The organism is Promicromonospora iranensis (genome assembly GCF_028994805.1).
Classification (GTDB): domain Bacteria; phylum Actinomycetota; class Actinomycetes; order Actinomycetales; family Cellulomonadaceae; genus Promicromonospora; species Promicromonospora iranensis.
In genome coordinates this window covers 315495-336976 of the sequence record NZ_JAJQQP010000003.1, presented here as the reverse complement: position 1 = coordinate 336976, position 21482 = coordinate 315495, and the positions used below count along the sequence as shown (strand labels likewise).

19 protein-coding genes are annotated in these 21482 nt (G+C 72.3%); 7 read left to right on the top strand and 12 right to left on the bottom strand.

The features are described 5' to 3' along the window. Positions 1-137 precede the first annotated feature (137 nt). The 3 genes from LUM46_RS06530 (at position 138) to LUM46_RS06520 (ending at position 2051) form a co-directional block, all read left to right on the top strand. Complete coding sequence (locus LUM46_RS06530) at positions 138-926, top strand: alpha/beta fold hydrolase (RefSeq protein WP_274992966.1); 789 nt, start codon at positions 138-140, stop codon at positions 924-926. A 42-nt stretch (positions 927-968) separates the two neighbouring features. Next, entirely contained in the window at positions 969-1400 is a 432-nt protein-coding gene (locus LUM46_RS06525) for a type II toxin-antitoxin system PemK/MazF family toxin (protein ID WP_310243106.1), read from the top strand. Between the two features lie 84 nt (positions 1401-1484). Beyond that, positions 1485-2051, top strand: coding sequence for a type II toxin-antitoxin system PemK/MazF family toxin (locus LUM46_RS06520; protein WP_274992965.1), 567 nt, complete (start codon positions 1485-1487; stop codon positions 2049-2051). 13 nt (positions 2052-2064) lie between these two features. On the opposite strand, the gene LUM46_RS06515 is transcribed toward LUM46_RS06520, so the two are convergent. Further along, on the bottom strand, positions 2065-3189 hold the full coding sequence (locus LUM46_RS06515; protein ID WP_274992964.1) for a calcium:cation antiporter: 1125 nt from the start codon (positions 3187-3189) through the stop codon (positions 2065-2067). Between the two features lie 245 nt (positions 3190-3434). On the opposite strand from LUM46_RS06515, the gene rpsT reads away from it, so the two are divergent. Further along, a complete protein-coding gene (rpsT, locus tag LUM46_RS06510; protein WP_274992963.1) occupies positions 3435-3695 on the top strand; it encodes a 30S ribosomal protein S20 in 261 nt (86 codons plus the stop codon). Positions 3696-3906: 211 nt separating this feature from the next. Here the strand turns inward: rpsT and holA are convergent, their stop codons facing one another. The 6 genes from holA to LUM46_RS06480 all read right to left on the bottom strand — a co-directional run bounded on the left by holA (position 3907) and on the right by LUM46_RS06480 (position 10910). Next, positions 3907-4911 carry a DNA polymerase III subunit delta gene (holA, locus tag LUM46_RS06505; protein ID WP_274992962.1) on the bottom strand — a complete coding sequence of 335 codons (1005 nt, stop codon included), beginning with the start codon at positions 4909-4911 and terminating at the stop codon, positions 3907-3909. A 29-nt stretch (positions 4912-4940) separates the two neighbouring features. Beyond that, positions 4941-5774: a neocarzinostatin apoprotein domain-containing protein gene (locus tag LUM46_RS06500; RefSeq protein ID WP_274992961.1), complete on the bottom strand. Its 834-nt coding sequence runs from the start codon at positions 5772-5774 to the stop codon at positions 4941-4943. After that, a complete protein-coding gene (locus LUM46_RS06495; protein ID WP_274992960.1) occupies positions 5774-6463 on the bottom strand; it encodes an N-acetylmuramoyl-L-alanine amidase in 690 nt (229 codons plus the stop codon). The genes LUM46_RS06500 and LUM46_RS06495 overlap by 1 nt, the downstream gene beginning before the upstream one ends. An 11-nt stretch (positions 6464-6474) precedes the next feature. Further along, positions 6475-7266 (bottom strand): GerMN domain-containing protein, encoded by a 792-nt coding sequence (locus LUM46_RS06490; RefSeq protein WP_274992959.1) that lies wholly within the window; start codon positions 7264-7266, stop codon positions 6475-6477. A gap of 168 nt (positions 7267-7434) precedes the next feature. Then, positions 7435-9834, bottom strand: a complete 2400-nt coding sequence (locus tag LUM46_RS06485; protein WP_274992958.1) for a ComEC/Rec2 family competence protein — start codon at positions 9832-9834, stop codon at positions 7435-7437. After that, positions 9831-10910 carry a ComEA family DNA-binding protein gene (locus tag LUM46_RS06480; protein WP_274992957.1) on the bottom strand — a complete coding sequence of 360 codons (1080 nt, stop codon included), beginning with the start codon at positions 10908-10910 and terminating at the stop codon, positions 9831-9833. Before LUM46_RS06480 ends, LUM46_RS06485 begins: the two co-directional genes overlap by 4 nt. A 262-nt stretch (positions 10911-11172) precedes the next feature. Between LUM46_RS06480 and LUM46_RS06475 the strand changes: the two genes are divergently transcribed. After that, positions 11173-12051, top strand: a complete 879-nt coding sequence (locus LUM46_RS06475; RefSeq protein ID WP_274992956.1) for an alpha/beta fold hydrolase — start codon at positions 11173-11175, stop codon at positions 12049-12051. 93 nt (positions 12052-12144) lie between these two features. Here LUM46_RS06475 and LUM46_RS06470 read toward each other — a convergent pair whose 3' ends face one another. Then, positions 12145-12984 carry a DegV family protein gene (locus tag LUM46_RS06470; protein ID WP_274992955.1) on the bottom strand — a complete coding sequence of 280 codons (840 nt, stop codon included), beginning with the start codon at positions 12982-12984 and terminating at the stop codon, positions 12145-12147. Positions 12985-13260: 276 nt separating this feature from the next. Here LUM46_RS06470 and LUM46_RS06465 point away from each other — a divergent pair, with 276 nt between their 5' ends. After that, complete coding sequence (locus LUM46_RS06465) at positions 13261-14148, top strand: endonuclease domain-containing protein (RefSeq protein WP_274992954.1); 888 nt, start codon at positions 13261-13263, stop codon at positions 14146-14148. Between the two features lie 65 nt (positions 14149-14213). On the opposite strand, the gene leuS is transcribed toward LUM46_RS06465, so the two are convergent. Continuing rightward, the gene (gene leuS / locus LUM46_RS06460; protein WP_274993086.1) at positions 14214-17153 is read right to left on the bottom strand and encodes a leucine--tRNA ligase; all 2940 of its coding nucleotides are present in this window, start codon (positions 17151-17153) and stop codon (positions 14214-14216) included. Between the two features lie 138 nt (positions 17154-17291). On the opposite strand from leuS, the gene LUM46_RS06455 reads away from it, so the two are divergent. Then, entirely contained in the window at positions 17292-18638 is a 1347-nt protein-coding gene (locus LUM46_RS06455) for an alkaline phosphatase family protein (protein ID WP_274992953.1), read from the top strand. A gap of 67 nt (positions 18639-18705) precedes the next feature. Here the strand turns inward: LUM46_RS06455 and LUM46_RS06450 are convergent, their stop codons facing one another. The 3 genes from LUM46_RS06450 to LUM46_RS06440 form a co-directional block, all read right to left on the bottom strand. Then, on the bottom strand, positions 18706-19266 hold the full coding sequence (locus tag LUM46_RS06450) for a vitamin K epoxide reductase family protein (RefSeq protein WP_274992952.1): 561 nt from the start codon (positions 19264-19266) through the stop codon (positions 18706-18708). A gap of 145 nt (positions 19267-19411) precedes the next feature. Then, positions 19412-20641, bottom strand: a complete 1230-nt coding sequence (locus tag LUM46_RS06445; protein ID WP_274992951.1) for an MFS transporter — start codon at positions 20639-20641, stop codon at positions 19412-19414. Between the two features lie 79 nt (positions 20642-20720). Next, entirely contained in the window at positions 20721-21473 is a 753-nt protein-coding gene (locus tag LUM46_RS06440; RefSeq protein WP_274992950.1) for a metal-dependent transcriptional regulator, read from the bottom strand. Between the last annotated feature and the right edge of the window lie 9 nt (positions 21474-21482).

The following is a 21482-nucleotide window of genomic DNA, read 5'->3' as shown; positions in this document are numbered from 1 at the left end:
CGTAGGGCTGGTCGTTCTGTGGGCACTCATGGAGCGACCAGCCCTACGTTCGCGTTCGAAGAGCGACCAAGCCTACGTTCGGCACCGGGTTGCCGGGATCAGCGATGAGTTGCCGGAGGCTGCGTCGTCAGACCCGTATGACTGAATACGCAACCACCAGCCAGGGCGACCGCGTCGCCTACGACCTGCGCGGCTCCGGACCGGCCGTCGTCTTCGTGACCGGCGCCGGACCGACCCGGGCCGACGACCCGATCACCGCGGAGACCGCCCAGCAGGTCGCCGACGCCGGGCTGACCGCCGTCACGTTCGACCGGCTCGGACGTGGGGAGAGCCCGGCCGAGGGCCGCCTCGACCTCGACCGCGAGCTCGCCGCCGTCGCCGCGATGATCGAGGTAGCGGGCGGTTCCGCGGTGCTGGTCGGGCACTCGTCGGGGTGCTCGGTCAGCCTTCGGGCCGCCGAGGCGGGTCTGCCCGTCACCGGCCTCGCCCTCTGGGAGGCCCCACTGGGCGACGCCGCCGCGACGACGCAGGCGTGGTCCGACGAGATCGAGCGGCTCCTCGACGCCGGCGACCACGAGGACGCGATGCGGCACTACATGAAGGACATGCCGCCCGAGTGGCTCGCCGGGATGGAGTCGTCCCCGGCCTGGCCGATGATCGCCCGGACCGTCGCCACCTACCGCGCCGACGCGCAGTCGCTGGCCTGGGCCCAGCACGCACTGGAGGACGGCACGCTGGACGTGAGGGTCCCCGTGCTCGCCATGTACGGCGTGGAGACCTTCCCGGAGATGCCGGTCGCGGCGGCGAGCATCGTGGCGGCGGTGCCCCAGGGCACGGAGAAGGAGATGCCGGGAGCGATGCACAGCTGGGAACCCGAGCCGATGGCGGCCGAGCTGGCCGAGTTCACGCGGGCGTGCGCCGGTTAAGTCTCTGATGAGCGGTTCACCCGGTCCGGTACGGTTTCGGCCGTGACCTTCGCATCAGACAGCAGCTATCCCGGCGACTTCGAGGGTGAGGTCCACCCGATCTACAACCCCGAGCTGGACGGGGACCCGGACCCGGGCGAGGTCGTCTGGACCTGGGTCCCGTACGAGGAGGACCACAGCCAGGGCAAGGACCGTCCGGTGCTGCTCGTGGGCAAGGACGGCCCCTGGCTGCTCGGCCTGCAGCTCACCAGCCAGGACCACGACCGCGACATGCTCCAGGAGGTACGCGCCGGCCGCATCTGGATGGACGTCGGCACCGGCGCGTGGGACGGAGAGGGCCGCGACTCGGAGGTCCGCATCAACCGCGTCATCCGCATCGACCCCGACGACGTGCGCCGTGAGGGCGACATCCTCGCCGAGGACATCTTCAACGACGTCGTGAAGTACATGGACCGGGCGCTCGACCTCACCTGAGCGGAGGGCGGGACCGACGTCGGGGCACGGTCACCGGCGTCGGCCGCCCTGCTCGTGGGCCGGCACCGGGCTACCCTGCCGTGCGTGAACCAGAACCCGTGGATCAAGCTGCTCGGCGACGTCGTCGAGGCTGTGGCGCGCGCCGCCTTCGGCCAGGGCGACCGCCCGAGCGACCGGCAGACCGGCGGCGGCCGGCCGGCACCGGGGCAGGCGCCCCGGGACCGCCGCCCGGCCTCGAGCCGGAACCTGCCCGACACCGAGGGCTACCCCGGTGACTTCGTCGGGCGGGTCAAGCCCGTCTACCGGCCCGAGATGAACGGCGAGCCCGACCCCGGCGAGGTCGTCTGGTCGTGGGTGCCCTATGAAGAAGATCACAGCCAGGGCAAGGACCGTCCGGTGCTCATCATCGGAAACGACGGCCCCTGGCTGCTCGCGCTGCAGCTCACCAGCCAGGACCACGACCGCGACGCCGAGCAGGAGGCACGCGCCGGCCGCGTCTGGATGGACATCGGCACCGGTGCCTGGGACAGGTCCGGGCGCCCCTCCGAGGTGCGCCTGAACCGCGTGATCCGCATCCACCCGGACGCCGTCCGCCGTGAGGGCGCCATCCTGGACAAGGCGGTCTTCGACGAGGTGGCGGCCGCGCTCTGACACCTCCGGCGAGCTAGGGCTGGATCGACACCACGAGGAACGCGGCGAGCAGCACCAGGTGCACCACGCCCTGCAGCGTCTTCGCCCGGCCGGGCGCGATGCTCAGCATCGCCACCGCCACGGAGACCACGAGGAGCACCATCTGCACCGGCTCGAGGCCGAGGGTGAGCGGCCCGTCCATCCAGATCATCGCGACAGCGATGGTCGGGATGGTCAGGCCGATCGACGCCATCGCGGAGCCGTAGGCCAGGTTGAGGCTGGTCTGGACGCGGTTGCGGAGGGCGTTGCGGACCGCGGCGATCGACTCGGGCGCCAGCACGAGGAGCGCGATCACGACGCCGACCACGCCGTACGGCAGGCCGGCCGCCGCCACCCCGTACTCGATGGTGGGCGAGAGCAGCTTGGCCAGGAACACCACGGAGACGAGCGCGACGACCAGCAGGACGAGGCTGAACCACGCATCCTTCGCGGCCGGCGGGTCGGCGTGGTCGTCGCCGTCCTCGTCCCGGATAACACCGGTGACGCGGCCGTACCTGTCGCTCGTGACCGGCAGGAAGAAGTCGCGGTGCCGCACGGTCTGCGTGAAGACGAACGCCCCGTACAGCACCAGCGACGCCACCGCCGCGAAGGCCAGCTGGAACGGGGTGTAGGCGCCGCCGTCCGCTGACGTCGTGAAGCGGGGCAGGACCAGCGTGACCCCGGCCAGCGCGATCACCGTCGCGAGCGCGGACCCGGTGCCCGACGCATTGAAGCTGACCAGGTGGTGCTTGCTCGCACCCACGAGCAGGGACAGGCCGACGATCCCGTTGAACGTGATCATGACGGCGGCGAACACCGTGTCCCGGGCGTACGTGCTGGCCGCGTCGCCGCCGCTGCTCATCAGCATGAGGATCAGCCCGACCTCGATCACGGTGACCGCCACCGCGAGGATGAGGGAGCCGAACGGCTCGCCGACCTTGTGCGCGACCACCTCGGCGTGGTGCACCGCCGCGAGCACGGCCCCTACCAGCGCGGCGCCGATCGCGGCCAGGGTCACCGGGTGCTCGTGGCTGCTCCATGTCACCACGAGGAGCAGCGCAGCCAGGACTGGAACCACCACGGTCCACTGGAAACGGCCTCTCAGTGTCGCGGTAGTCATGGGTCGGATTCTAAGATGTCGCCCCAGCGGCCCTGGATGGCCGACGGCGGGCGTCGCCGGTGTCACACAGGACGCCTCGCCCGAGGTGGCTGAGCCTCTGGTAGCCTTGGAGGTCGCGTGTCCGCCCAGGTCGGCGGGCACAGTCTCAGTTCCTCTCCACGGGTCCCCACCCCAGTCCCGGAACTGTGACCGCCCTCTACGACCTATCCGCTCGCCATCAGGCGAACACACCAGGAAGTCCCATCGTGGCAAACATCAAGTCCCAGATGAAGCGCATCAAGACGAACGAGAAGGCTCGTCTGCGCAACAAGTCCGTCAAGTCGGAGCTGAAGACCCACGTGCGCAAGGTGCGCGAGGCCGTCGCAGCCGGCGACAAGGAGGCCGCCACGGTCACCCTTGCCACCGCGTCGCGCAAGCTCGACAAGGCTGTCGCCAAGGGCGTCATCCACACGAACCAGGCAGCGAACCGCAAGTCGTCTCTCGCAAAGTCGGTCGCGGCTCTCTGAGCACACTTCGTCAGACGCCGTCCGCCCTTCCGGGTGGACGGCGTCTTTCGTGTGCCCGGGCGCGCCGCACAGTGCGACGCGGAGCGGCTACTTCAGCTGCTGGAGCTGCTGGAGCTGCTGGAGCTGCACCAGGTTGCCGCAGGTGTCATCCAGCACGGCGGTGATGACCGTGTCCATCTCGAGGGGCTCCTTGCCTGTCGAGCGGGAGTGCTCAGCGACGGGAACGCGCGATGGTCATGACCGCGCGCTCCACGGCGAACACCGTGTCCCGGGCCTCGCCCTTGACGTCCGCGTCTGCCTGCGCGACGGCGGAGATCGCCGCCGCCAGGCCCTCCGGCGTCCAGCTCCGCAGGTCCTTGCGGGCGCGGTCCACCTGCCAGGGCGCCATACCGAGGTCGCGCGCGGAGAGCCCGCCGCCGCGCATCGAGGCGACCTTCGCGAGGTTGCGAAGGCGCAGCGCCAGCGCAGCGACGATGGGCACCGGGTCCAGCCCGGTGTCGAGCGCATGCCGCAGGAGCGCGACGGCACCACCGGCGTCACCGGCCACCGCGGCGTCCGCGACGCGGAAGCCCGTGGCCTCGACCCGCCCGCCGTAGTACTTGTCCACGGTGGCCGCCGTGATGGTCCCGGTCGTGTCGGAGATCAGCTGCGAGCAGGCCGACGCAAGCTCGCGCAGGTCGCTCCCCAGCGCGTCCACGAGGGCACGTACCGCCTCGGCGTCGGCCCGGCGCCGGGCCGCCTTGAACTCCCCCATCACGAACGACGCCTTCTCGGCGTCCTTGGTCACTGGTTCGCACACCATGACCGGCGCGCCCGCCTTCGTGAGGGTGTCGAGCATCTTCTTGCCGCGCTGTCCGCCGCCGTGCACCACCACGACGGTCGTCTCCTCGTCCGGCGAGCCGACGTAGGTGATGAGGTCGGCCATCAGCTCCTCGGTACCGGCCTCCGCCGATCGGACCACCACCACCTTGGCCTCACCGAACAGCGACGGGCTCGCGGCGACCAGCAGCTGGCCCGAACCGTACGTGCTGCCCTCCAGCTCCACCTTCTCGACCTCGGGCTCCCGCGCACGCGCCAGCCCGACCACGCCGTCCACCGCACGCTCGGTCAGGAGCGGTTCGGCCCCGCGCACGAGCACGACCGGGGCGAGCGTCGGCTCGTCCCAGTGACGGCCGGCAAGAGGTGTGGCGGTACGGCGCTTGGTCGCTGGAGGCACGGACACAGCCTGCCACGCACCACCGACAATCACTCCCAGAGCAGATCGGCCACCGCGATCCGCCCGCCGTCGGTCCACGCGTTGGCGACCACGCACGCACCGTCCACCGCGCAGTCCACCACCCCTCCGCCGGCCAGCTCGATCTCGCGCTCCACGACCAGCCGGGCGAACACGGCGCCGGAGCGGTCGGCGACCACGCGCTTGCCGTCGTCGTACAGGCAGCTGTCGCCGTCCACGCCGCCGTCCGGCGCGGTGGCGCACTGGGCTATCCGGACGGCCGCACCCGACGCATAACCCTCGCCGGACACCGTGACACGCCCCCTGTCCGGACCGAGCACCTGCTCGGACAGGAGGAGCGTGGGTGCGTCGGGCGGCTCGGCGCCGTCGGGCAGCGGGGCGGCAGCCGCAGCGAGCACCACGTCGGACAGGTCGGCGACGGCCAGCACGCACGGGTCCGCCGCGCAGTCCACCTCGGACACCGAGCCGACGTTGACGAACGCCCTGGCCTGTCGTGTCGCCGAGATACGTCCGCGCTCGTCCGCCACCACCTGCTCGCTGGTCGACATGTCGCAGTCGTCGAGCGCCTTCGCGCCCGCCGTCGTGCCGCCGACGCACTGGACCAGGTACTGGTTGCCGCCCGTGAAACCCGTGCCGCGCACCACCCAGGCGCCGTCGACGGCGCGAACCGTCACGGTCGGCTCGTCGCTCGACGCCTCCGGGCTGCCCGACGCCGTCGGTCCCGGGGTGCTCGTCGAGCCGGTCCCGGCCGCCGGGCCGGACGGACCAGCGCTCGGTGGGGCCGACGTGCAGGCAGCCAGCGCGAGCACGACGGCGATGACCGGGAGGAGCCGTGGCGGCCGCATCACGGGTATCCCAGGAAGACGTCGATGCTGAGGCCGATGCGCCAGCTCCAGGCGCTGCGGTCACGCATCCAGCTCACGCCGCGGTTCCACACGTGGTGCTCCTGCTCGAGATAGCAGGCCACGGCGTTGGTCTGGTTCAGCTCACCCAGGTCGGTGCGGTACCGGCGGGCGTCGTTGGTGCCGGGGCTCACCCCGCCGAGGCGCGTCGTCATGATCTGCGCGCATCTCTGGCCGGCCGAGGACACGTACATCACGTGGGTGCCGTACCGGGCGGGCGAGAAGGTGGTCTCGCACGACCGGTCGATCGCGTTCGAGTGGATGGGCACGTGCACGTCCGCTCCCACACGGTTCGAGTTGGCGATGTTCGACCTGGTCAGGCCGTTACCGCGCACCACCTTGTAGCCCCGCTCCAACAGGTTCAGCTTGTCGGAGCCCTGACCGGTGGCAGCGGATATCGCAACCAGGGCGGAGTTCGCGTTCTCGCTGAATCCGTCACAGCCGACGTTCGTGTGACAGACGGTGTCGCCCCGGTCGTGGCACGCCTGGGACAGGTAGATCACCTTGCCGTTCCAGCTCTCCGGCACATAGGTGACGTCGGCTGCCGCGCTGGGGGCCAGCGCCAGGAACCCGCTCGAGACCAGCGCGAGGGCCGCGAGGCCGGACAGGAGCCGGCGGAGTGTCGTGCGCATCATCGTTCCCCTCAGCCCAGGTCGATCGGAAGATCGGTCGACGCACACATGTCGCCGCCCGTCGCGTACGCGAAGGCGAGGCAGTCCCCGTCGAGCGTGAACTGCACCGAGTCGATGGTGCCGTTGCTGTGGGCCGTGAAGAGGAGGGCCTGCCAGACGTCTCCGGGATAGACCCCGGAGTCGGACAGCGCCTGCTCGAACCCGGCGGCCACGTCGACGGTCGCCTCGCCCTGGTCGATCTGCACCGTGGTGGGCGCCAGCTCCGCACCGGGCAGGTAGGACGCGAGGACCTCGTCGACCGCCGTGCCCAGCGTGGTGGTCGCGGGTCCCTTCGTGACGGACCGCGCGGTGGCCTGGACGCCGCCCTGCGGCTCGCAGCCCAGGTAGGGAGTAGTGGCGCCGTCGGCGGAACGAGGGCCCGCCGGAGTCTCCGGGCACGGCTCTGCGGAGGGCGGCGGGTCGTCCGCCACCGCCTCGGCGTCGAGCTGTGCGCGCTCCTCGCCGGAGGTCGTCTCCATACCCGCCACGACGACGGTCCAGCCGTCCAGGACCTCCGCCGACTCCTCGAGCCAGGCGTCCGCTGCCGCCGGGTCCTTGGCGACATCCACCCGCACGGTCTGCTCCGACTCCGAGACGTCGGTCACCACCGACTCGGCCAGGAGCTCCTGTCGGAGCTGGAGCTGCGCGGCCGCCTGGTCGCGCCCCGTGGCGCTCAGCGCCGCGAGCGGGACGAGCAGGGCCGCCGCCGCGGTCACCGCGATGGTCCGGCGATACCGCCGGACGGTCAGCCTGAGATCAGCCACGAAGCCCCCCTCGTACGTGATGACGGAACTCTCCGACTCCACCCACGTTAGAGCGGCCCACGGGATCCGCAACGTTTCGCGAAGTGTGGCGAGCCTGCGGCCAGGTATCGGTGTGACCTGGTACAAGAGGTTCAACGGGTCGGGCGGCGCCCGCGCGGCGGACCGCCTTCAGCAACCTGCCAGCGCCACCTCCTGACCGCGCAGCACGAGCGCCACCGTGCCGCACTCGTCGGTCCGGACGACGGCGGCTCCGACCCCCGCGTAAAGATCGAGCGCCTCGTCGGTCGGATGGCCGTAGTCGTTGTCCCGGCCGGACGACACGAGCGCCACGGCCGGACGCAGCCGCTCCGCCAGGGCACGCGACTGCACCGCCGAGCCGTGGTGGGCGACCTTGACGACGTCGGTCCGACGTGCCAGCGGCACGAGCTCCGCCTGACCGGCGTCCTCCAGGTCGCCGAGCGTGAGCACGTCCAGCCCACCGGTCCGGGCGGCGAGCACGACGCTCGAGTCGTTCGCCCCCTCGCCCGCTCCCGCCAGCAGCACCTGCCACGTGAGCGTGCCGGCGGTGCCCCGGTCCCCCGCTCGCGCGGCCCGCACCGGCACACCGGCGGCGGCGAGCAGTGCCCCCGTCGCCGCGGCACCGGCTGCGGGCTCGGGCACCGGTGACACGAGCGCCGCGCTCACCTCCCGCCCCGCCAGCACGGGCCCGAGCCCGCCCACGTGGTCCGCGTGGAAGTGGCTGAGCACGAGCAGGTCCACCCGGGCCACGCCGAACTGGTCGAGGCAGCGGGCTGCCGCGGGCCCGTCCGGCCCCACGTCCACCACCACCGCCGACGACGGCCCCGTGCGCAGCACCAGCGCGTCGCCCTGCCCGACGTCGCACGCCGCCACCAGCCAGTCCTGCGGCATCCCGGAGCGTGCAGCAAGGCGCGGCACCGCGAGCGCGACGACCAGTGCCGCCACCGAGGCCGCCGCCAGGATCACCACGCAGCGCGCCCGCGTGAGCCGCCTGCGGCGCCTGGCGAGCGCCTCGCGCAGGCTCGACCGGGTCGCCGTACGCCAGGACTCGGGCCAGCCCGGGCGCGGGGGCGTCCGTAGCACCGCCCACAGGACGGCACCGGTGAGCACCGCCAGCAGGAGCGCGCCCGGCGGTCCGCCCAGCCACGGCAGGACGGCGCCCGGGAGTGCGGCGCACCAGTGCGCGACCGCCGCGATCCACCACGTTGCGCCGCTCGCCGCCCAGGCCACGAACCCGGCGAAAACCGGCAGCCCCGGCGCGAGGACCGTGGCGAGCAGGCCCAGGACCGTCGCCGGAACCAGCGCCGGCGCGGCGAGCAGGTTCGCGAGGACCGACACCGTGGACACCGCCGGATCGAGCAGCACCAGCACCGGACCGCACGCCGCCTGCGCGGCGAGCGGGACCGCCAGGGCGAACGCCAGGGCGTCGCCCGTCCAGGGCGCGATCCGGGCCGCCAGCGGCGCGGCGAGCAGCACCAGGCCTCCGGTCGCCGCGGCGGAGAGCGCGAACCCGAACGAACGGGCCAGCCACGGGTCGACCACCAGCAGCCCCACCACCGACCCCGCGAGCGCCGGGACCGACTGCGACGGTCGTCCGACCGCGACCCCCGTCAGGGCGAATGCCGCCATGACCGCTGCGCGGAGCACCGCCGGCTCCGGGCGGACGAGCGCCACGAAGGCGAACGACGCGAACGCGACGAGGGCCACCCTGGCCGGCCTGGGGAGCCGGGCGAGCGAGCAGAGCAGCGTCAGGACCGCGACGACCACGGCGAAGTGGCCACCAGAGACGGCGGTGATGTGGCTCAGGCCGACGCTTCGCATCTCCTCGGCGAGGTCGTCCGGGAGCCGTGTGGTGTCGCCGATGGCGGCGCCCGGGACCAGCCCGCGTCCCTGCGCGGGCAGCGGCTCCGTCACCTCGAGGAGCGCCGTGCGGTGGGTGTCGAGCACGCGCAGGCCGGACGGTGGGGCACGGATCTCGCTCGCGCCGTCGGCGGTCAGGCGGGCGGTCTCCGCCTCGCCGGGCTCGGCGGGGCGCAGCGCGCCCGCCACGACCACCGTCGCCCCGTAGCGGGGCGCGGTGCTCGACAGCACCTGGACGTGCGCGCGCGCCGCCGAGCCGACACCCCGAGCCTCGACCGCGCGGGCCGCGAGCACCCAGCGATGCTGACCCGCACCCGGAGCGGAGGGCCCCGGTGCGAACGAGAACGGCTCCGGCTGGGAGACCACGACACCGGTGAGCGTCGCGGTCACGCGCTGCTCCGCGAGGTCGGCGAGCGGAGCGCGACCGGCCAGCTGGACGTGCGCGGAGACCGTGACCGTGAGAACGCAGGCCGCGGCGAGGGCCACGTGGGCGACGGTGGCGCCCGCCGTGGCAGGCCAGCTGGGGCGTGGTGTCCGGACCACCGCGCGCACCAGGTGGAGGCAGGCTGCCGCGACCAGCGCTGCGGTCACCCACATCGCCGTGCCGCTCCAGCCGGCCGCCGGTCCGGTCAGCAGCCATGCCCCGACCCAGACCGCCAGGGCCGCCGGCACCATCCGGAGGTCGATCACGGCCCCACCCGCGCGGTGTCGCGGAGCTCGGCCAGCGTGGCCGGGCCGATACCCGGCACGTCCTCCAGCTCGTCCACGTTCGCGAACGGCCCGTTGGCCTCCCGCCACTCGACGATCGCCTGTGCGATCGACGGCCCGACGCCGGGGAGAGCCTCCAGCGCCGCCGCGTCCGCCGTGTTGATGTCGACGGTGGCGCCCGTCGCCGACCCTCCGCTCGGAGCGCCCTGTCCACCCGTACCTGACGCGGCACCGCCGGCGCCGGGTGCCGCGGGTCCGAGCACCGGCTCCCCGGGCCTGGGCACGTACAGCTGCTCGCCGTCGACCACCGTGCGCGCCAGGTTCACGGCGGTCAGGTCGGCCTTGCGGGTCGCGCCGCCGGCCGCCTCCAGGGCGTCGGCCACACGAGCACCGTCAGGCACGGTGACCAGGCCCGGGTCGGCCACCTCGCCGACGACGTGCACGAGCAGCCCACCTCCCGCCGGCGCGTCGGCGGCGCCCGTCTCGCCCGGGGCCGAACCTGCTCCTGCCGCGATGCCGGAGCCCGGTGCGGTCGGCGCCACGCCGGTCGTGGCCGGGATGCTCCCCGGTCCGCCCTCCGGCGTGCCCGCGCCCTCCCCGCGGGCCTCCACCTGCGTCAGCGGCTCGACCCCGTCGCCGCGGAGGGACAGCGCCGCCACGCCCACGCCGAGCAGGAGCACCGCCACGACGGCGACCATCGCGGTCGTCCCCGTCAACGCCCACCTGCGCGCACCTTGCTCCGGCCGAGGGTCGGTCGGGTGACCGTGCGCGGCGGCATAGGCCGCGGCCACCCCGGAGGCCGACCGTCGGGCACGCAGCCGGGCCACGAGCTCGTCGGCGTCCGCCCGGACCTCGTCCCGGATGCTCTGCTCGGCGGGGGCCGCCGTCGCCGTCGCCGCTGAGGCGGAGGACCACGGATCCGTGGCCGGCAGGCTCACTGCCGACGGGCTCGTGACGGGCGCGGACGTCGCCGCGGGTTCAGCCCGACCGCTCGACCCGTGCACAGGGCTGAACGGCCACGGGTCGGGAAGTCGCTGTTGCGCGGTCTCTGGCTGCATGGCTCAGGACGCTAGGCGGGCAGCGCAGCGTTCCGGAGGGGCCGCCGGCCTACCTGTGCACAGCCGAGAGAAAGCGTCCCCTGTGGTCGTGCTCGCACCCGCACCGCGCCGTTGCGGGAGGCTGCGTGCGCGCCCGACATGATCCACCGGCCGGCACCGATGAGTTTTCCACGGCGTCGTCGTCGGACCTGGCAGAGAGCACAAGGACCCCGGCCGGCCGGCGCGGACCGGTCCGTGCGCCACCGAACCAGGAGCAGACACCATGACCGACAAGAAGACCCTCACCCTCGAGGTACCGAGCGGCGTCCTCACCTATGACGTGCGCGAGGCAGGGGCACCGACCGACGAGCCGCCCCTGGTGCTGATCGGTCTCCCCATGGGAGCGGAGGGCTTCACCACCCTGGCGAGCCACTTCACGGACCGGACGGTGGTGACGTATGACCCCCGCGGGGTCGAGCGCAGCACCAGGGACCTGGAGACCGAGACGGAGCTGCCCGGTATCGCAACCCACGCCGAGGACGTGCACCGTGTCATCGAGTCCGTCGGCGGCGGCCCGGTCGACCTCTTCGCGTCCAGCGGCGGGGCCGTGGTCGCACTCGAGCTCGCGGCGACCTACCCGGAGGACGTGCGGACCGTCGTCGCGCACGAGCCGCCCCTGGCCAGCGTGCTCCCTGACCGCGAGGCGATGGCCGCCGCCATGACGGACATGCACGACACCTACCAGGCGAAGGGCTTCGGCGCCGCGATGGCCAAGTTCATCACGGTGCTCATGGCCGAGGGCGAGCTCACCGCGGACCACACGGATCAGCCCGACCCGGACCCGGCGGCGTTCGGCCTGCCGACCGAGGACGACGGCTCGCGCGACGACCTGATGTTCGGCGTGAACATGCTGGTGCTGCCGCCGTACGAGCCCCGGTACGAGGTGCTCAGGTCGGGCACGCCCCGCGTCCTGATCGCCGTCGGAGCGGACACGGGCGAGCAGATGACGGGCCGGGCCGCTCGCGGGGCCGCCGGGCGGCTGGGCACCGAACCAGTCGTCTTCCCGGGCGGCCACGGCGGGTTCAGCGGCGGCGAGTACGGCCAGCCGGCGGACAAGCCCGTCGAGTTCGCGACCACGCTGCGCACGGTCCTGGCCGGCTGACCGCGGTAGGCGTGTTCGGCAGGTTGTCAGATGGTCGGCACTCCGAGGTGCCGACCGTCTGACGACCTGCCGATCAGACCGGGTTCACGACCCTCAGTGCGTGTGGTCGCCCAGGTCCGCGACGACGACCGCCAGCGTGCCCGGGCCGACGTGCACACCGAGCACGGCGCTCAACGGCGTGACCTCGACGTCCACCCGGGTGCGCGTGTGCAGGCGCCCCGCGAGCGCGAGCGCCCGGTCGTGCGCGCCGAAGTGGTGCACCGCCACCACGGGCCGAGTCGCCTCGGCGACAAAACTAGCGGCCTGGTCCAGGAGCCGCTCGGCACCGACCGCGCGGGTCCGCACCCGCTGGGAGAGCTCGACGGCGCCGTCGGACAGCTTCAGGATGGGCTTGACTCCCAGGACCGTCCCGAGCGCTGCCGCCGGACCGGACAGCCGGCCGCCACGGCGGAGGTGCTCCAGGGTGTCGACGACGAACACCGCGTGCGCCGTCCCGGCGACCTCGATGGCCCGGGCGGCGACGTGGGCGGCGTCGGCCCCTGCCGCGGCGCACTCGGCCGCGGCCCGCGCGGCGAAGCCGAGGCCCGCGGCGCCGGTCCGCGAGTCCACCGTGCGTACCTGCAGGGGCGACCGTGCGGCCGCCGTGCCCGCGGAGCCGACGGTGCCGGACAACGCCCCCGAGAGGTGCACGGAGACGATCGACCGGGCGCCCTCCTCGCCGAGCGTGCGGTAGACGGCGGCGAACGCCTCCGGTGGCGGCTGGGACGTCGACATCTGCGCGCCCTCGGCGACCAGCTCGGCCAGCCGCTCGGGGGTGATGTCCTCACCCTCCGCGTAGACCTCGTCGCCCACGAGGACGCGCAGAGGAACCACGACCGGGCCGCCCGGCAGACCGGCGGGCAGGCAGGCGGTCGAGTCGGTGACGACCCGCACCTCCTGGGGTGCCGGGCGGGATGGACGACGTCGGGTGCGCATGACCGCGCCACTCTATCCGCGCGGGGAACCGGACGGCGAAACCGAGCTGACCCGCTCGCTCTTCGGTACCCGCCGCCGCTGCCCCTCCCGCACCACCCACCAATTCCTCGTTGAGTGCTGGGTATTTGTGCGCTCCAGCGGCCCAAAACCACAAATACCCAGCACTCAACGAGGACGTGCGACGTGGGCTGTGGATAGCAAGCAAGGGCTACGGGTGCGTTCGACTATGAAGGCGTGACATCCAACATCTTCACGGTTTCTGAAGCGCCCGCGCGTGGCGTCAGCAGACACGCTCTGCGGCACAGCCGGTTCCTGGCCCCGACGTCCGGCGTGCGGATCTGCGACGCCAACCCGTCACTCATCGATCGTTGCCGGGCGATCGCGCGGGTTGTGCACCCGAATGCGGCATTCGCTCGTACGACGGCGCTACGGCTCCTCGGCGTCGACGTCCCGTGGCAGCTCGAGGACGATCACGCGATTCATATCGTGACACCACGCCGTGGTGAGCGGGCCCAAAGATATGCGGTCACGGCACACTTCTGCGGGCAGAAGCGCCTCGACGTCATCGAGCGGTTCGGCCTGCGGATCACGTCGGCGCCGCAGACCTGGCTCCAGGTGTCGCACAGGCTGACCCGGGACAGCGTCGTCGGGCTCGGGGACGCCATGACACGCCGCAAGAACCCTGCGACCACCTTGGGTGCGCTGCGATTTCTGATGCACGAGACCTTCAAGATGAGAGGGCTCAGCCTGTGCCGGGAAGCGGCCGACCTTGTCCGGCCAGGAACCGACTCATGGATGGAGACGCAGCTCCGGCTGCTGGTGATCGACGCCGGGCTGCCCGAGCCGGTGGTGAATGTTCCGGCGTTCGACGACGCGGGCCGGTTCCTCGCCCTCCCCGATCTGTCGTATCCGCGTCTTCGGATCGCCGTCGAGTACGACGGTGATCATCACCGGACAGACCAGGCGACCTGGCGTCGTGACGTGGAGCGCCGGCAGCTCCTTGAGGACGCCGGATGGCTGATCATCACGGCCACTGCGGACGACGTGATCCGCTACCCCGAACGTCTGATCGCCAGGATCCGCGCCGCCCTCCGCAAGCGTCGCGCCCTACTCGAACGTTGAGTGCTGGGTATTTGTGGGTTCTAGCGGCTAGAACCCACAAATACCCAGCACTCAACGGAGGTGGGTCAGGCCGGGACTATGTTGACCAGCTTGGGGGCGCGGACTATGACCTTGCGGACGCCGCGGCCGTCCAGGAACTTGACCACGTTCGGCTCGCTCAGCGCCGCTGCCTCCAGGTCCTCCGCGGAGACGTCCGGGGCGACCTCGAACCGGGCACGCACCTTGCCCTGGACCTGGACCACACAGGTCACGGTGTCCTGGACCAGGTACGCGGGGTCGGCGGTCGGGAACGGCGCGTGTGCCAGCGACTCCTCGTGCCCGAGCCGGGACCACAGCTCCTCCGCGATGTGCGGCGCGACGGGCGCCGTCATCAGGACGAGCGGCTCCACGGCGGAACGCGGCACGGACGACAGCCCCGTGAGGTGGTTGTTCAGGGTGATGAGCTTCGCGATCGCCGTGTTGGGCCGCATGTTCTCCATCTCGACGCGAACGTCGGCGATGGTGCGGTGCACGGCCCGCAGGGTGTCGGTGTCGGGCTCGTCGTCGGTCACCGTGACCTCGCCGGTCTCCTCGGAGACGACGTTGCGCCACAGCCGCTGCAGGAACCGCTGCGAGCCGACGACGTCGCGCGTGTTCCACGGACGTGACTGGTCGAGCGGGCCCATCGCCATCTCGTAGACACGGAACGTGTCGGCGCCGTACGCCTCGTACATCTCGTCGGGCGACACGACGTTCTTCAGCGACTTGCCGATCTTGCCGTACTCGCGGTTCACGGGCTCGCCGCGCCAGGTGAAGCCGGTCTGCTCGTCGCCCTCGACCTCGGCCGCCGGGACGTACACACCGCGTGCGTCGGTGAACGCGTACGCCTGGATGTACCCCTGGTTGAAGAGCTTGCCGAACGGCTCGAGGCTCGTCACGTAGCCCAGGTCGAACAGGACCTTGTGCCAGAACCGCGCGTACAGCAGGTGCAGCACCGCGTGCTCCACGCCACCGACGTACAGGTCGACGCCACCCGCCGGGCCCGACGTCGGGTTGTGCCGAGGCCCCATCCAGTACTTCTCGAGCTCCGGGTCCACGGCGTGCGCCGTGTCGGTCGGGTCCAGGTACCGGAGGTAGTACCAGCACGAGCCGGCCCAGTTCGGCATGGTGTTCGTGTCGCGGCGGTAGGTCTTGACCCCGTCGCCGAAGTCGAGCTCGACGCTGACCCAGTCCTCGTTGCGGCCGAGCGGCGCCTCCGGCTCGGAGGCCGCGTCGTCGGGCTCGAACGTGCGCGGCGAGAAGTCGGGCACCTCGGGCAGCTCGACGGGCAGCATCGCGTCAGGCAGCGCCATCGGGCGGTCCTGCTCGTCCCACACCACGGGGAAGGGCTCGCCCCAGTAGCGCTGGCGGGAGAACAGCCAGTCGTTCAGGCGGTAGGTGGTGGTGCCCTCGCCGATGCCCTTGGCCTCGAGCCACTCGATGATCCGCGCCTTGGCCTCGGTCACGCCGAGCCCGTCCAGGGAGACCTCGTCGTTCGAGGAGCGGACCGCGACGCCGTCCTCCGTGTAGGCGCCGACGTGCCCCTCGGGCAGGCCGCCCTCCGGCTCCACCGTGTGGATCACCGGCAGGTCGTAGGCCTCGGCGAACGCGAAGTCGCGCTCGTCGCCGCCCGGCACGGCCATGATCGCGCCGGTGCCGTAGCCCATGAGCACGTAGTCGGCGGTGAACACCGGTACGGACGTACCGGTCACGGGGTTCACGGCCAGGTGGCCCGTGAAGACACCGGTCTTCTTTCCCGCGTCTGCCTGCCGCTCCACGGCCGTCTTCGCCGCGGACTCGCGCCGGTAGGCGGCGACCGCCTCGCCCGGCGTCTCGTAACCGCCGGTCCATGCCGGACGCGTGCCCTCCGGCCAGGCGGCCGGCACCTCGTCGAGCAGCGGGTGCTCGGGAGCCACGACCATGAAGGTGGCGCCGAACAGCGTGTCCGGACGCGTCGTGAACACCTCGAGGCTGCCGCCCGCACCCGCCGGGTCGTACTCGGCGGTACCGACGACGTCGAACCGCACGCTGGCGCCCGTGGAGCGGCCGATCCAGTTGCGCTGCATCGACTTGACCTTCTCCGGCCAGTCGATGAGCCCCAGGTCGTCGGTCAGCCGGTCCGCGTACGCGGTGATGCGCATCTTCCACTGGCGCAGGTTCTTGGTGAACACCGGGAAGTTGCCGCGCTCGGACCGGCCGTCGCTGGTGACCTCCTCGTTCGCCAGCACCGTGCCGAGGCCGGGCGCCCAGTTGACCGGCGAGGAGTCCACGTAGGCCAGCCGCTGCGTGTCCAGGACGTCGCGCTGCTGCCCCTCGTCGAGCGCGGCCCACACGGCGCCACCGGTGTTGTCGCCCTCGTGGCCGGGCACGGGCCGTGCGCCCGAGGCCAGCTCGTCGCGCAGCTCGCTGATCCGCCGGGCGCGCCCGCGCCCGCCGTCGGGCCGCTGCGCGTCCTCGTCGTACCAGGAGTCGAAGATCTGCAGGAAGATCCACTGCGTCCAACGGACGTACTCAGGGTCGATCGTGGCGAACGAGCGGCGCGGGTCGTGCGCGAGGCCCGCCCGGCGGAGCTGCCGCTTGTAGGTGACGATGTTGCGCTCGGTCACCAGGCGCGGGTGCTCGCCCGTCTGCACCGCGTACTGCTCGGCCGGCAGGCCGAACGCGTCGAAGCCCATGGTGTGCAGCACGTTGTCGCCGCACATGCGACGGAACCGGCCGACGACGTCGGTGGCGATGAAGCCCAGCGGGTGGCCGACGTGCAGGCCCGCGCCCGAGGGGTACGGGAACATGTCCATGATGAAGTACGGGTTGCCGCTCGCCGGGCTCTCGCCCGGCCCCGTAAGTTGCCCCTGCGGGTTCGCCGCGTGGAAGGTTCCGCGCTCTTCCCAGATGTCCTGCCAGCGCAGCTCGATCTGCTGCGCGAGGGTCGGGGTGTAGCGGAAACGGGGCTCGTCCGTGGACGTGGTGCGCTCGGGTGCGTCGGGCATGGTCACCCGGCCGAGTCTACCGACCGTGCCGGTGCATGGCCCTCGGTCGTCCACAGGGTGAAGGTTCATCCGACATTCGCCCGCGCCTCCCCCGAAGTTCTCTGCCCGGGTGCTCGAATTGCCCGCATGATGCCCTCGTTGCGAAAGCTCCTCGCCGCCAGCATCGCCGCCACCGTCGTGTGGACGGCCTCGACCGCCGCCGCCGCGCCGTTGCCCGCGGACGACGCCGGCTCCCCCTCCGCCACCACCTCCGAGTCCACGTCCGAGACCACGTCCGAGACCACCGGGCACGGCCCCGCGGACCATGTGGTCTTCCTGGCGCTCGACGGGTTCGACGTCGAGTACCTCGACCACGTCCGGAACGGGTCGGCGCCGATGCCGAACCTGCAGCGCCTGCTGCGCCGGGGCAGCGTCACCACCTCGACCGGCACGATGACCTCCATCACCAACCCGTCCTGGTCATCGGTGGCCACGGGCGCCTGGCCGGAGACCCATCGCAACACCGCCTACTGGTTCAACACCGAGACGAACACGGCGCGGGGCCAGCAGCGCGACCTCGCCGTGCCGACCATCGCCCAGTCGGTCCGCGAGCAGGGCGGCTCCGTGTTCTCCGCGCAGTGGTTCATCCTGCAGAACTACGGCGTCACCTTCGGTGACCCCGACGGCCTCTACACCCAGCCGGGTGGCGACTGCGCCCGCCGTACCGACGACGCCGTGGCCGTGCTGCGCGGCGAGCCCGTCAGCTCCGGCGGACAGATGGTGACCACGAACGGCGTCCCCGAGCTCATGACCGTCTACTGCGACACGCTGGACGCGATCGGGCACGAGGGCGGCGACGTCGACCCGCGCATCCCCGGTACCCTGACGGAGATCGACCGGCAGCTCGGGCGCATCGTGCAGGCCACGAAGGACGCCGGCATCTACGGCCGCACGGCGTTCGTCCTCACGGGCGACCACGGCATGACCACGTTCGACAAGGGCTTCGGCGCCGAGGGGCTCGCCGCGATCGAGGCCGCCGGCTTCACCCCGCAGATCCTCACCAGCGGCCGGTCCCCTGCTCCCGGCACGGACGTCGTGATCGTCGTCGGCGGCGTCGCGGACGTGCGGATCATCGGCGACCGGGCGGGCGACCCTGCCGCCGTCCGACAGCTGCGGGCCGCGCTGGAGGCGCTGCCTCAGGTGCGGAACGTCTTCGACAAGGCGGACCAGGCCCGCATGCACATGAGCCCGAACTACGGCGACCTGGTCGTCGAGCCGAGGCCGGGCTGGTCGTTCGGCGCGACGCCGGCGGGACCGGTCGGGCGGCACGGCGCGACCACGGAGCTGCACGTGCCGCTGGTCCTGGCCGGCGCGGGCGTACGACCGGGAGCGCGTCCGCACGCGCCGCGCCACATCGACATCGCGCCGACGATCTCGGCGCTGCTGGGCTACGCCCCGCCGTCGGGCAGCGAGGGCAGGACGCTCCGCGAGGCGCTGCGCCGCTGAACGGCGACCGCGAGGCAGCCGCACGGCACGGCGGCTGCCTCGCCCCGGTCGCCTGGCAGCGCGGCCGTCAGAACGACGCGACCAGGTCGGAACCCACCGCGAGCATCAGCCACGCCACGGCCGCGACGTAGCCGATGACCAGGATGATGACGTGGTTGCCGGCTATGGCGCTCCGCAGGCCGGCACCCACGGGAAGGTCGCCCGACTGCACGCCCCGCACCACCTGGTACCAGAGCAGCGGCCACATGATCGTCCACACGATCATGCAGGCCGGGCACAGCGCGACGATGACGTAGAAGCTGGTCGCCATCAGGAAGAAGATGAGCGCCTGGCCCAGCACGGTCCCGATCAGCAGCGACGTCCAGTACCAGCGGGGCAGCCGCGCGCCGACCAGCACCACGACGCCCGTGGTGATGACCACGGGGAACGCCGCCAGGCCGAGGTAGGGGTTCGGGAACCCGAGCAGCGCGCCCTGCCACGAGTCCATGGCGGCACTGCAGGTGACGAACAGGTTGATGGTGCACGACGCCGTCCGCTCAGGGTCGACGAACGCCAGGTACTTCTCGACCGCCAGCCACATCGAGGCCGCGAACCCGATGCCACCGAGCAGCACCAGGAGCAGCCCCATGGTCCGCCCACTGAGCGGCCTGGGGCCTGGCACGGCGACGTCGTTCTCGTCGTTCATCAAGCTGTCCGACGACGTCGTGGTCGCCCCGGTATCGGTCACCTGACCCACGCTACCGGCGAAGTCTGGGACATTGCTGGAATCTGGGTCACAGAGTTGTCTCCGCGGGCTGGTGCACGACTCGCTGCCGCCCGAACGCCAGGATCATGACCAGCCCCAGCACGGTGACCACGACACCCGCCCAGGCGGGAGCGAGGTAGCCCCAGCCGGCGTCGATGACGACGCCGCCCAGGAACGCCCCGGCACCGTTGGCCACGTTGAGCCCTGCGTGGCACAGCGCGGCCCCGAGCGAGGCCGCGCCGGGCGCCAGATCCATGAGCCGGGTCTGGAACGCGAGGCCGAGCATCTGCGACGTGACGCCGAGCAGGAACAGCGAGGCCAGCGCGGGGACCACCCAGGCGCCGGTCAGGGCGAACAGCACGAGCGAGGCGGCGGTCGCGACGAAGCCGATCACGACCGCGCGCAGCACTCCGCGGTCGGCGAGACGTCCACCGATCTGCGTGCCCACGGTCATGCCGACGCCGAACAGCGCGAGGACCCAGGGGACCGCACCGCCGGGCAGGCCGGTCACTCCCGTCATGGTGGGGGCCACGTAGGTGTAGACCGCGAACATGCCACCGAACCCGATCGCCCCCGCCACGAACGCGAACCACAGGGGCGCGTTCCGCAGGGTCGCCAGCTCGGTCCGCACGGAACGGCCGGGGCCGCCGGCGGCGTCCGGCACGAGCCGCCACAGGCCGAGCAGGGTGACGATCCCGAGCGCCCCGATCAGCACGTACGACGTACGCCACCCGAAGACCTGCCCCACCCAGGTGGACAGGGGAACGCCGATGACGTTCGCGATGGTCAGGCCCGTCATCATCATCGCGACGGCCCGACCGCGCTGGGCCGGTCCCGCCACGGCGGCACCCACCGCCGCGCCGACGCCGAAGAACGCCCCGTGCGGCAGGCCCGCGAAGAACCGGCCGACGACGAGCCACCCGATGTCCGGCGCCGCCGCCGACAGGACGTTCGCGAGCGTGTAGGCGCCCATCAGCAGGAGCAGGAGCCGCTTGCGCGACATCCGCGCGGCGGCGACGGTCAGCAGCGGCGCCCCGACGACTACGCCGAGCGCGTACGCCGTGATGGTGTGCCCCACCTGCGGGTCCGTCGCGCCGAGGTCGGCGCCGACGTCGGGCAGCAGACCCATCGCGGCGAACTCGGTGGTGCCGATGGTGAAGCCGCCGACGGCCAGGGCGACGAGCGCGGGCGCCGCGCGGCGCATCGAGCTCTGGCCGGACACCTCTTCCGGGGCGTGCTGCGGGGAGCTGGTCGCCATGGGGTCTCCAGGAGTGTCGTATCGATTCGGGGGGACCGTCGGCGACACCGGCGACGAGCACGAGGGAACGGGGAGGAGACTACCCCTGCGCCACCCACACGCGGGAGGCCGCCAGCAGACCGAGATCGGCGACCCGCTCGGCCGAGCCGGACCGCTCACCGGTGCCCGAGGTCCCTGCCGCGCCGTCCTGCGGCCTCCCGGGCTCCGGGCAGGTCCAGGACACCGCTACCGTGCCGGCGAACTCGCGCCGCGTCGTCACCTCGACCCGCATGTCCAGGTCCAGGCCGAGCTCGGCGAGATAGCGCAGCGCCTCGGGGTCCGCGTCCGAGATGCGGACCACCGTGCCGACGTCGCCCGCGTGCATGGCCGACAGGGGCACCGCGTCGGGCCGCACCACCGTGCCGTCCGCGGCGGGGATCGGGTCCCCGTGCGGATCACGCGTCGGGTTGCCGAGCCGCTCGGCCATCCGCTCCACGAAGACGTCCGAGACCGCGTGCTCCAGCACCTCCGCCTCGTCGTGCACCTCGTCCCAGCCGTACCCGAGGTGGTCCACGAGGAACGTCTCCAGGAGCCGGTGCCTGCGCACCATCGCCAGCGCCAGACGGCGCCCGTCGTCGGTCAGCCGGATCGCGCCGTACCGCTCGTGCTCCAGCAGTCCCTGGCCCGACAGGCGACGCACCGTCTCCGACACCGTGGAGGCGCCCACACCCAGCCGGTCGGCGAGATGCTTCGTGGTCACCTTTTCGTCCGACCACTCCTGGGCGGACCACACCGCCTTCAGGTAGTCCTGGGCGACGGGCGTCAGCTCGGCCGGGTCGGTTGCGATCTCCACACCCCGAGC